10 protein-coding genes and 1 rRNA gene are annotated in these 11,110 nt (G+C 73.5%); all 11 read right to left on the bottom strand.

Annotation, left to right across the window (positions count from 1 at the left end):
- Positions 1-208 (bottom strand): 16S ribosomal RNA (locus tag BUB17_RS19595); the annotation flags it as partial.
- A gap of 402 nt (positions 209-610) precedes the next feature.
- Positions 611-1,417: a 4-hydroxy-tetrahydrodipicolinate reductase gene (gene dapB / locus BUB17_RS19590; RefSeq protein ID WP_208983499.1), complete on the bottom strand. Its 807-nt coding sequence runs from the start codon at positions 1,415-1,417 to the stop codon at positions 611-613.
- Positions 1,418-1,465: 48 nt separating this feature from the next.
- Positions 1,466-1,834, bottom strand: a complete 369-nt coding sequence (locus BUB17_RS19585) for a VanZ family protein (protein ID WP_072920363.1) — start codon at positions 1,832-1,834, stop codon at positions 1,466-1,468.
- Positions 1,834-3,213 (bottom strand): M16 family metallopeptidase, encoded by a 1,380-nt coding sequence (locus tag BUB17_RS19580; RefSeq protein ID WP_072920362.1) that lies wholly within the window; start codon positions 3,211-3,213, stop codon positions 1,834-1,836. The genes BUB17_RS19585 and BUB17_RS19580 overlap by 1 nt, the downstream gene beginning before the upstream one ends.
- A complete protein-coding gene (locus BUB17_RS19575) occupies positions 3,210-5,498 on the bottom strand; it encodes a polyribonucleotide nucleotidyltransferase (protein WP_072920361.1) in 2,289 nt (762 codons plus the stop codon). Before BUB17_RS19575 ends, BUB17_RS19580 begins: the two co-directional genes overlap by 4 nt.
- A gap of 241 nt (positions 5,499-5,739) precedes the next feature.
- On the bottom strand, positions 5,740-6,009 hold the full coding sequence (rpsO, locus tag BUB17_RS19570) for a 30S ribosomal protein S15 (protein WP_072920360.1): 270 nt from the start codon (positions 6,007-6,009) through the stop codon (positions 5,740-5,742).
- A gap of 193 nt (positions 6,010-6,202) precedes the next feature.
- Entirely contained in the window at positions 6,203-7,177 is a 975-nt protein-coding gene (locus BUB17_RS19565) for a bifunctional riboflavin kinase/FAD synthetase (protein WP_072920359.1), read from the bottom strand.
- 19 nt (positions 7,178-7,196) lie between these two features.
- Positions 7,197-8,336, bottom strand: coding sequence for a branched-chain amino acid aminotransferase (locus BUB17_RS19560; RefSeq protein WP_175561424.1), 1,140 nt, complete (start codon positions 8,334-8,336; stop codon positions 7,197-7,199).
- A 110-nt stretch (positions 8,337-8,446) separates the two neighbouring features.
- On the bottom strand, positions 8,447-8,803 hold the full coding sequence (locus BUB17_RS19555) for an antibiotic biosynthesis monooxygenase family protein (RefSeq protein ID WP_244277386.1): 357 nt from the start codon (positions 8,801-8,803) through the stop codon (positions 8,447-8,449).
- A 98-nt stretch (positions 8,804-8,901) separates the two neighbouring features.
- Positions 8,902-9,819 carry a tRNA pseudouridine(55) synthase TruB gene (gene truB / locus BUB17_RS19550; RefSeq protein WP_141243105.1) on the bottom strand — a complete coding sequence of 306 codons (918 nt, stop codon included), beginning with the start codon at positions 9,817-9,819 and terminating at the stop codon, positions 8,902-8,904.
- The gene (locus tag BUB17_RS19545) at positions 9,816-11,099 is read right to left on the bottom strand and encodes an MATE family efflux transporter (RefSeq protein ID WP_072920358.1); all 1,284 of its coding nucleotides are present in this window, start codon (positions 11,097-11,099) and stop codon (positions 9,816-9,818) included. The genes truB and BUB17_RS19545 overlap by 4 nt, the downstream gene beginning before the upstream one ends.
- Positions 11,100-11,110: the final 11 nt, after the last annotated feature.

Genomic DNA, 11,110 nt, shown 5'->3' with positions numbered 1-11,110 from the left:
CCTTTCCACCACCGACCATGCGGCCAGCAGTGAACATCCGGTATTAGCCCCAATTTCTTGGAGTTATCCCAGAGCCGGGGGCAGGTTGCCCACGTGTTACTCACCCGTTCGCCACTCATCCCCCACCGAAGCGGGTTCAGCGTTCGACTTGCATGTGTTAAGCACGCCGCCAGCGTTCGTCCTGAGCCAGGATCAAACTCTCCGTAGATGAATTCGATACCGAGCCGAGAACCAAGAGCTAGCACTCTTGATGTCAATCAACCCAAAGAAACCCACAAAAGGGGTTCAAACTTGGCACTGACTTTCGGCACGCTGTTGAGTTCTCAAGGAGCGGACGCGCAGCGACTGGACCCTCTCGGGCTTCGTCTCTGGCGGCTTGTCCTACTGTACGCCGTCCTCGGAGTCCTGCACCCGGGGGTGCTCCTCCGCGGCCCTCCCGAGCCCGTCCAGCGCGTAGAGAACCATACACGACTCCCGGCGTCCGTGCGCAAGTCCGGTCGAGGCGCCCCCCGTCACAGGCGGCACCGCCCCGACCCTCGCCCTGATCCGCGGAGGGTGAGGAGGTGCGGACGGTGCGGAGGACGGCGCCTCCCCGCTGCAGGATCCTCGCTCACAGGCCGAGGAGGCTCTCGATGCCCACCGTGAGGCCCGGTCGCCGGCCGATCTCGCGCACGGCGAGGAGGACTCCGGGCATGAACGACGCCCGGTCGTAGGAGTCGTGCCGGAGGGTCAGGGTCTCCCCTGCCGCCCCCATGAGCACCTCTTGGTGGGCGACCAGACCGGTCAGCCGGACGGCGTGCACCGCCACGCCCTCGACGTCGGCGCCGCGCGCGCCGGGCAAGGCGTCGGTGGTGGCGTCCGGCGAGGGCGGCAGGCCGGCCGCCCGACGGGCGGCGGCCACCAGGCGGGCGGTCCGGACCGCGGTGCCCGACGGCGCGTCGACCTTGTTCGGGTGGTGCAGCTCGACGATCTCCGTCGAGGGGAAGAATCGCGCCGCCTCCTGGGCGAACCTCATGAGCAGCACGGCCCCGATGCCGAAGTTGGGGGCGATGACGACGCCGACCTCGGGCTTGGGCCGGAGCCACTCGGCCACCGTGGCGAGCTTCTCGTCATCGAACCCGGTCGTCCCGACGACGCAGTGGATGTTGTTGTCGATGCAGAACCGGATGTTGTCCATGACGACGTCCGGCCGGGTGAAGTCGACGACCACCTGGGCGCCGGCGTTCGCGACGTCGAACAGCCAGTCCCCCGCATCGACCATCGCGACGAGCTCGAGGTCGTCCGCGGCGTTGACGGCCTTGACCACCTCGGTGCCCATCCGCCCGCGGGCGCCCAGGACGCCGACGGGGATGAGCAGGGTCTCCCCGGCGGGAGCGGTGGGTCCGTGCTGGTCGGACGCGGCGGAGCTCGTGGTCACGCGGTCAGGCTTCCCGGCACCGGCCCGCGATGCAAGGCAGCCCCTCGGTCAGGCGCGGGTGCGCCGTCCGGCCCAGGCCCACGCCAGCAGACCGGCCAGGACGCCGACGACGTCGGCGACCCAGTCGGCCACGGACGCCGACCGCTCCAGCGCCGAGACGCCCTGGACGACCTCGCTCACCGCGGCGTAGACGACCAGTATCCCGGCGAGGACACCGGCCCGGACGCCGGCCCACCTGCCGCTGGCCGCGAGAGCGGCGAACAGCAGCAGGTGCACCAGCTTGTCCACCCCCGGCGGCGACGAGGGGACGTCGTCCGCGGGGGCGAACAGCACCGCCAGCGACACCAGGACGGCCACCGCGAACGCGCCGCGCGAGAGCGCGCCGTGGACGGCGAGGACGGGGTGCGTGCGGGCCATCAGAGGCGGTCGAGCTCGGACTCGCGGTAGGGGCCGACCACGGCCAGACAGGTGTCGCGGGTGAGCAGGTCGGCGGCGACCGCGCGGACCTGGCCCTCGTCGACGCCGTCCAGCCGGGCGAGCACCTCGCGTACCGGCAGGTACTCGCCGTGGGACAGCTCGCTCTTGCCCAGGCGGCTCATGCGGGAGCCGGTGTCCTCGAGCCCGAGGACCAGCCCGCCCTTGAGCTGGCCGCGGCCGCGCGCCACCTCCTCGGCGGTGAGCCCGTCGGCGGCGACGCGGGCGAGCTCCTCGCGCACCAGGCGCAGCACCTCGGGCACCCGTTTGGGCGAGCACCCCGCGTAGACGGAGAACGACCCGGTCCCGGCGTAGTGCGACAGCGACGAGCCGACGCTGTACACCAGCCCGCGCTTCTCCCGGATCTCCTGGAACAGCCGCGAGCTCATCCCCCCGCCGACCGCGGTCTCCAGGACCGCCGCCGCGTATCGCCGCTCGTCGAGCCGGCCGAGGCCGACCGAGCCCAGCAGCACGTGGGTCTGCTCCGTGCGCCGCCGGATCAGGCCCGCCGGGCGGGCGGGTGAGGTCGATCCGCCCTCCTCGCCCCGCCGCAGCGGGGCCGGACGTCCCGGGCCGGACAGCCGGTCGCCGAACGCGGCAGTGACCAGGTCCAGCACCTGCTGGTGCTCGACCCGGCCTGCGGCGGTGACCACGATCGAGGGGACGGTGTAGCGCCGGCGGTACCAGCCGTCGACGTCGTCCCGGGTCAGGCCCTCGATGGACTCGACGGTGCCGAGCACCGACCGGCCCAGGGCGGTGCCGCCGAACAGCGTCTCGGCGAACAGGTCGTGCACCAGGTCGGAGGGCTCGTCGTCGCGCATGGCGATCTCCTCGAGCACCACCGTCCGCTCGCTCTCCAGATCCGCGGCGGTGTTGAGCGCGTCGGTGACCAGGTCGCCGAGCAGGGTGACGGCCAGCGGCAGGTCGCTGGCGAGCACGTTCGCGTAGTAGCAGGTGTGCTCCTTGGCGGTGAAGGCGTTCATCTCACCCCCGACGGCGTCCATGGCCGTCGCGATCTCCAGCGCGCTGCGGCTGCTGGTCCCCTTGAACAGCAGGTGCTCCAGGAAGTGCGAGGAGCCGGCGACCGCGTCGGTCTCGTCCCGCGAGCCGACGCCGACCCAGATGCCGACGGTCGCCGACAGCACCCCGGGCATCGTCTCGGTGAGCACCCGCAGGCCGCCGGGCAGTTCCGTGCGCTCGACCCGGCCGCCGACCTCGTCGACGTCCAGGACGAGCGTCTCCCCGACACCGACCGGGGCCGGCACGGGCGCGGTGGCGCCCGTGCCGGCCCCGGTCAGGGCCTGCTGCGTGGACGTGGTCACGCCTCCGCGGGCGCGGCGTCGGCCGCCGGGGCCGCGTCGCCGGCCGGGGCGGCGTCAGCGGCGCCGTCCCCCTCGGCCGCCACCGGCACGAGGCTGATCTTGCCGCGGGCGTCGATGTCGGTGATCTCGACCTGCAGCTTGTCGCCGACGTTGACGACGTCCTCGACCTTGCCGACCCGCTTGCCGCCACCCAGCTTGCTGATGTGCACCAGGCCGTCCTTGCCCGGGAGCAGGGAGACGAAGGCGCCGAACGGCGTGGTCTTGACGACGGTGCCGAGGAAGCGCTCGCCGACCTTGGGCATCTGCGGGTTGGCGATGGCGTTGATCCGGTCGACCGCGGCCTGGGCCGAGGGGCCGTCGGAGGCGCCGACGTAGATCGTGCCGTCGTCCTCGATGGTGATGTCCGCGCCGGTCTCGTCCTGGATCGCGTTGATCATCTGGCCCTTGGGGCCGATGACCGCACCGATCTTGTCGACCGGGATGCGCACCGTGGTGACCCGCGGCGCGTACGGGCTCATCTCGTCGGGGGCGTCGATGGCCTCGTTCATCACGTCGAGGATGTGCAGCCGGGCCGCGCGAGCCTGGGTCAGCGCCTGGGCCAGCACGTCGGACGGGATGCCGTCGAGCTTGGTGTCCAGCTGCAGCGCGGTGACGAAGTCCCGCGTGCCCGCGACCTTGAAGTCCATGTCACCGAAGGCGTCCTCGGCACCGAGGATGTCGGTCAGCGCGACGTACTGGGTCTTGCCGTCGACCTCGTCGGAGACCAGGCCCATGGCGATGCCGGCGACCGGGGCGCGCAGCGGCACGCCGGCGTTGAGCAGCGCCAGGGTGGAGGCGCAGACCGAGCCCATGGACGTCGAGCCGTTGGAGCCCAGCGCCTCGGACACCTGCCGGATCGCGTAGGGGAACTCCTCGCGGTCGGGCAGCACCGGGAGCAGCGCCCGCTCGGCCAGCGCGCCGTGGCCGATCTCCCGGCGCTTGGGCGAGCCCACGCGGCCGGTCTCACCGGTCGAGTAGGGCGGGAAGTTGTAGTTGTGCATGTAGCGCTTGCGGTTGACCGGCGACAGCGTGTCCAGCTGCTGCTCCATGCGGAGCATGTTCAGCGTGGTGACGCCCAGGATCTGGGTCTCGCCGCGCTCGAACAGCGCCGAGCCGTGCACCCGCGGGAGGACCTCGACCTCGGCCGAGAGCGGGCGGATGTCGGTGAGGCCACGGCCGTCGATGCGCACCTTGTCCCGCAGGATGCGCTGCCGGACGACCTTCTTGGTGACGGCGCGGAAGGCGGCGGAGACCTCCTTCTCGCGGCCCTCGAACTGGCCGGCGAGCGCCGCGAGGGTCTCGTCCTTGAGCTCGTCGGTGGCGTCGTTGCGCTCCTGCTTGCCGCCGATGGCCTGGACCTCGGCCAGCCGGGCGCCGGCGTGCGACTCCACCGCGGCGTAGACGTCGTCCTGGTAGTCCAGGAAGCGCGGGAAGTCCGCGACCGGCTTGGCGGCCTTCCCGGCCAGCGCCGACTGCGCCTCGCACAGCGCCTTGATGAAGGGCTTCGCGGCCTCGAGGCCCTGGGCGACGACCTCCTCGGTCGGCGCGGTGGCGCCGCCGGCGACCAGCTCGATCGTCTTCTCGGTGGCCTCGGCCTCGACCATCATGATCGCGACGTCGCCGTCCGGGAGGAGGCGGCCGGCCACGACCATGTCGAAGACGGCGTCCTCGAGCTCGGCGTGGGTCGGGAAGCCCACCCACTGGCCGTTGACCAGCGCGACGCGGGTGCCACCGACCGGGCCGGAGAACGGCAGGCCGGAGAGCTGGGTGGACGCCGAGGCGCCGTTGATGGCCAGCACGTCGTAGAGGTGGTCGGGGTCCAGCGACAGGACGGTGATGACCACCTGGACCTCGTTGCGCAGCCCCTTGGCGAAGGTCGGGCGCAGCGGGCGGTCGATCAGCCGGCAGGTGAGGATCGCGTCCTCGGAGGGACGGCCCTCGCGGCGGAAGAACGAGCCGGGGATGCGCCCGGCGGCGTACATGCGCTCCTCGACGTCGACCGTCAGCGGGAAGAAGTCGAAGTGCTCCTTGGGCTGGCGGCCGGCCGTGGTGGCCGACAGCAGCATGGTGTCGCCCGTGGTGACGACGACGGAGCCGGCGGCCTGCTTGGCCAGCCGGCCGGTCTCGAAGGTGATGGTGCGGCTGCCGAAGCTGCCGTTGTCGATGACCGCGGTGGCGGTGGTGACCCCGTCCTCGGGGTCGAACTCCGCAGCAGCGGTGCTGTGCTGGGTGGTGGGTGCGGACACGCTGTCCTCTTCCTACGTCGCATGCGGCGACGTCCTCTTCGTGGCCTCGCGCCTGGCTGCGCCCGGGTGACCGGTCTTCGATCGAAGCCCACGGGAGTCGTTCCCCCTCACGCGGAGGGGCATGCCCGGGGGCCACTACCGAGGACCGACCAGCGTCGGGCCCCGGCGCGGGGCCTGGATCCCGTGCGGCGGGTGCCGCACGAGAGAGGGGACCGTCCCGGCCGGGACGGTCCCCTCTGGTTCACCGGCGCAGGCCGAGCCGCTCGATGAGCGACCGGTACCGGTTGATGTCGGTCTTGGCCAGGTAGTTCAGCAGCCGGCGACGACGACCGACCAGCAGGAGCAGGCCCCGCCGGCTGTGGTGGTCGTGCTTGTGCTGCTTGAGGTGCTCGGTCAGGTCGCTGATCCGGCGGGTCAGCATCGCGACCTGCACCTCGGGCGAACCGGTGTCCTTCTCGACCGTCGCGTACTCGGTCATGATCTGCTGCTTCGTCGCGCTGTCGAGCGCCATGGATTGCCTCCGGGGCAGGTCACGTGTGGCCCCCGGTCTCTCTCACGGGGGCAGGCTGCACACAGGTCGGGTCCACCGACCGTCGATCAGACTACCAGCGAGGGCAGGAGCACCGTCCGTGACAGCTGGATACCCGGGGGGACGCCGGCCGGGAGCGGGGTCGGCTGGTCGGCCGACACCGCGGCCCCGCTCGTCACGACGACCGCCGGTCGACCCCCATGACCTCGCGGGTCCGGGCGACGTCGTGGTCCATCTGGGCGACCAGCTCGCCGACGCCGGAGAACGCGGCCATCGGGCGCAGCCGCTGCACGAACTCCACGCCGACGTGCTCCCCGTAGAGGTCGCCGTCGAAGTCGAGCAGGTGCGCCTCGACGGTGCGCCGGGTGCCCTGGAACGTCGGGTTCGTGCCGACCGAGATCGCCGCGGGCGAGGTGCTCACGCTGGCCCCGGTGCGAGGGTCCAGGATGACCAGCCCGCCGGCGTAGACGCCGTCGGCGGGGATCGCGGTGAACGGCGGGGACTCCACGTTCGCCGTCGGGTAGCCCAGCTCGCGGCCGCGCCGGTCCCCCCGGACGACGACGCCCTCGATGCGGTGCGGTCGGCCCAGCGCCCGTGCCGCGGAGACCAGGTCACCGGCGGCGACGCAGGCCCGGACGTAGGTCGAGGAGATGGTGATCTCCCCGTCGGCCGAGGAGTCCCCGGCCAGCGGGACCGGCTCCACGGTGAACCCGAACCGGCGGCCCTCCTGGGCGAGCGTCGCGACCGTGCCCGCCGCGCGGTGGCCGTAGGTGAAGTTCTCCCCCACCACCACCGAGGCGGCGTGCAGGTGCTCGACGAGCACGGTGTGGGTGAACGTCTCCGGGGAGAGCCGCATGAACTCCGGCGTGAACGGGAGCACGCACATCTCGTCGACGCCGAGCCCGGCGACCAGCTCGGCCTTGCGGTCCAGCGAGGTCAGGATCGCCGGGTGCGAGCCCGGGCGCACCACCTCGGAGGGGTGCGGGTCGAAGGTGAGCAGCAGGCACGGGCGGCCCAGCGCCCGGGCCCGCGCCACGGCCGTGCCGATCAGCTGCTGGTGCCCGCGGTGGACGCCGTCGTACATGCCGACGGTGACCACCGTGCGTCCCAGGTCCCCGGGGGTCGCCTCCAGCCCCCGCCACCGGCGCACGTCGATGCGTCCGGGCCGCTCAGGCGACCCGGTGCAGCCAGCCGTGGGTGTCGGGCACCCGGCCGTGCTGGATGTCGAGCAGGTGCTCCCGCAGCCGCATGGTGATCGGGCCGGGCTCGCCGTTGCCGACGGTGAAGTCGCCGGTGCGCGCCTTCACCTCACCGACCGGGGTGATGACCGCCGCGGTGCCGCAGGCGAAGGTCTCGGTGACGGTGCCGTCGGCGACGCCGGAGCGCCACTCCTCCACGCTGAACTTCCGCTCGGTCACCCGGTGGCCCATCTCGCGGGCGACGGTGATCAGCGAGTCGCGGGTGATGCCGGGCAGCAGGGTGCCGGTGAGCTCGGGGGTGACCAGCTCGGCGTCGTCCCCGGAGCCGAGGACGAAGAACAGGTTCATCCCGCCCATCTCCTCGACGTAGCGCTTCTCCACCGCGTCGAGCCAGACGACCTGGTCGCAGCCGGCGTCGATCGCCTGCTCCTGGGCCAGCAGGCTGGCGGCGTAGTTGCCGGCGCACTTGACGTCGCCGGTGCCGCCGGGCGCGGCGCGGATGTAGTCCTCCGACAGGTACACCGACACCGGGTGGACGCCGCGCGGGAAGTAGGCGCCGGCCGGGCTGGCGATCACCAGGAACACGTACTCGTGCGCCGGGCGGACGCCGAGGAACGGCTCGGTCGCCAGCTGGTAGGGGCGCAGGTACAGGGTCTGGTCCGGGCCGGTGGGCACCCAGTCGCGGTCGGTCTCGACGAGCGCGTCCACGGCGGCGAGGAAGGCCTCCTCGGGCACCGGCGGCATGGCCAGCCGCTTGGCGCCGCGGACGAAGCGGGCGGCATTGGCTTCGGGCCGGAAGGTGGCCACGCTGCCGTCTGGCTGGGCGTAGGCCTTGAGCCCCTCGAAGATCGACTGCGCGTAGTGCAGCGCGGCGGTCGCGGGGTCGACCTGCAGCGGCCCGTACTGCGTCAGCCGGGCGTCGTACCAGCCCTCTCCGGCGCGGTAGCGCGCGACGAACATCGAGTCGGTGAAGTACCGGCCGAAACCGGGGTCGGCCAGCAGCGCGTTCCGCTCCGCGGCGGGACGACGGCGCACGTCCTCCACGACCACCGGCACACCCTCGGTGAAGACCCGGGGAGAGGTACGGCTGTCGGCGAGCGTGTCGGTCATGGCTCCCACCTGCGGCGTGCGCGGATCCGAGGGGCGGTCCGGCAGCTGCCGGACCGCCCGCCCACCCTAGCTCCGCCGCCTCTGCACCCGGCGGCGACCGTCGCGGGCGGTCACGGCCGGTCGGGCGCCGCGCTCTCGATCACCTCGTAGGACCACAGGTGGTGCGAGTCGCTGGCCGCCGGTGCGAGCGAGGACCCGCCACCCTCGTGGGCCCGTGCGAAGTCCTGTCCGGACTCCCACGCCCGGTAGGCGTCCTCGCTCTCCCACCGGGTGTAGACGAGGTACTGGTCGGTGCCCTCCAGGGGGCGCAGCAGCTCGAACCACTCGAAGCCCGGGGTGCTCTCCACCGCACCGGCGCGACCCTTGAACCGTTCCTCGAACCGCTCCTGCTTGTCCTTGGGCACGGTGATCGCGTTGATCTTGACGACGCTCATGAACGCCCCCTGCCCGGCGGGGCGGCCGGTCAATCCCGCGACCCTGCGGAGCGGTCGGCCGCGGGCGACGACGGCGCGATGACCGATGCCGCACCGGCGCCGCGGCCCGGCACGGGAGCCGTTCCAGCACCTCACCCGGGCGGGAACCCGACCGCGACGCGAGCGGCGGCGCCGGCGTCCTCGACCAGGGCGACCAGCCGGTCCGCGCCGTCCACCGCGGCGTGCAGGCCGGGGGCGCCGGTGGCCGGGATCCGCTGCCCGTGCCCGAGGGCGCGCGCCTCCTCGTCGGTCAGCGTGCGCACCGGGAAGACGGCGCGGGCGGCGTCGGGAAGACCGAGCACCCCCGCTCCCCCGCCGGCGGCCAGCGCCTGCCCGGCCTCCTCGACCGGCGCGGCCCCGGCCACCGAGAACGGACCGGAGGTGGTGCGGCGCAGCGCGATGAGGTGCCCGCCCACACCCAGGGCAGCGCCGGCGTCGCGCGCGATCGCGCGGACGTAGGTGCCGGCGGTGCAGGAGACGGTCACGTCGACGTCCACCAGGTCCGGCGTGGGGCGGGTGACGCGGTGGACGTCGAGCCGGTGGACGGTCACCGCCCGCGGCTCGAGGACCACTTCCTCGCCGGCGCGCACCCGGTCGTAGGAGCGGCGGCCGGCGACCTTCACCGCGCTCACCGACGAGGGCACCTGCAGCAGCGGGCCGGTCTGCGCGGCCAGGGCGGCGGTGACGGCGTCGCCGTCCAGGTGCCCCGCCGGGGTGGTGGCGAGGACCTCGCCCTCGCGGTCGTCGGTGACGGTGGTCTGGCCGAGGCGGATGGTCGCCTCGTAGGTCTTGTCGTGCCCGCCGACGTACCCGAGCAGCCGGGTCGCCGTCCCCACGCCCAGGACCAGCAGGCCGGTGGCCATCGGGTCCAGCGTGCCGGCGTGCCCGACCCGGCGGACCGAGAGCACCCGCCGGGCCCGGGCAACGACGTCGTGCGAGGTCATGCCGCCGGGCTTGTCGACCAGCAGCAGGCCCGGGGGCACATCGGCGTCGGGACGGCGTCTGCTCACGCCGTCACCGTGCCAGGCGCCTGCAGCCAGCGATCCCCCGCCACCCGGACGAGCACGCCGACCAGCCGGAGCGCGACGAACAGGGTCAGGCCGGTCCACACGCCGGCCAGCCCCCACCCCAGCGGCACGGCGAGCAGCGACAGCGGCACGAAACCGACCAGGGCCGCTCCGATGGTCACCGTCCGCAGGTAGCCGACGTCGCCGGCGCCCATCAGCACGCCGTCCAGGGCGAACACGACACCGGCCAGCGGCTGCACCGCGGCGAGGAACCACCAGGCGACGACGGCCTGCGCGAGGACCGCGGGGTCGTCGGTGAACAGCGGCAGCACCACCGGGCGCAGCGCCAGCAGCACTCCCGCGACCACCACGCCCGTGCCCAGGCCCCAGAGGGTGACCCGGCGGGCGGTGTCGCGGGCGGCATCGGGCCGGGCCGCGCCGAGGGCCTGGCCGACGAGGGTCTGCGCCGCGATGGCGTAGGCGTCGAGCACCAGGGCGAGGAAGAAGAACAGCTGGACGGCGATCTGGTGCGCGCCGAGCTCGGCGGTGCCGGCGCGGGCGACCACCCCGGTCGCGACGAGGAACGCGACCTGCAGCACGGCGGCGCGCAGCAGCAGGTCGCGGCCGATGACCAACTGCGCCCGCAGCGCGGCGAGGCGGGGCCGCCAGGGGACGTCCTCGCGCAGGACGGCGCGGACGAACAGCACGGCGGTGAGCGCCTGGCCGGCCACGTTGGCCACGGCCGAGCCGACCAGGCCGAGGCCCGCCGGGTGCACCAGCAGCGGGCAGAGGACCAGGCTGGCCGTGCTGCCGACGAGCACGTAGCGCATGGGGCGGCGCAGCTCCTGCACTCCGCGCAGCCACCCGTTGCCGGCCAGGGAGACCAGCAGCAGCGGCGCACCGAGGGAAGCCACGCGCAGCCAGCCCTCCCCGGCTGCCGCGACCGGTCCGTCGCCGCCGGCGAGCAGCCGGGTGAGCGGGCCGGCGAGGAGCTGGAACAGCAGGAGCACCGCCAGGCCGAGCGCCAGCGCCAGCCAGGTGGCCTGCACCCCCTCGGCGACCGCACCCGCCCGGTCCCCGGCACCGGCGCGGCGGGCGGCGCGGGCGGTGGTGCCGTAGGCGAGGAAGTTCAGCAGCGCGGCGGCCCAGGCCAGCAGCCCGCCGCCGACGGCGAGCCCGCCCAGCGCCACCGTGCCCAGGTTCCCGACGACGGCGGTGTCGACCAGCAGGTACAGCGGCTCGGCGGCCAGCACGACCAGCGCCGGCGCGGCGAGGGCCAGCACTCCGGGTGGGC

Origin of the sequence: Geodermatophilus obscurus, from assembly GCF_900143215.1 — a bacterium.
Lineage (GTDB): Bacteria > Actinomycetota > Actinomycetes > Mycobacteriales > Geodermatophilaceae > Geodermatophilus > Geodermatophilus obscurus_A.
This window is presented reverse-complemented; position numbering and strand designations above follow the sequence as displayed.

Excerpts from the sequence above, each read along its gene's own strand:
- BUB17_RS19585 (WP_072920363.1), bottom strand. The coding sequence starts at position 1,834 with ATGGCCCGCACGCACCCCGTCCTCGCCGTCCACGGCGCGCTCTCGCGC.
- rpsO (WP_072920360.1), bottom strand. The coding sequence starts at position 6,009 with ATGGCGCTCGACAGCGCGACGAAGCAGCAGATCATGACCGAGTACGCG.
- BUB17_RS19560 (WP_175561424.1), bottom strand. The coding sequence starts at position 8,336 with ATGACCGACACGCTCGCCGACAGCCGTACCTCTCCCCGGGTCTTCACC.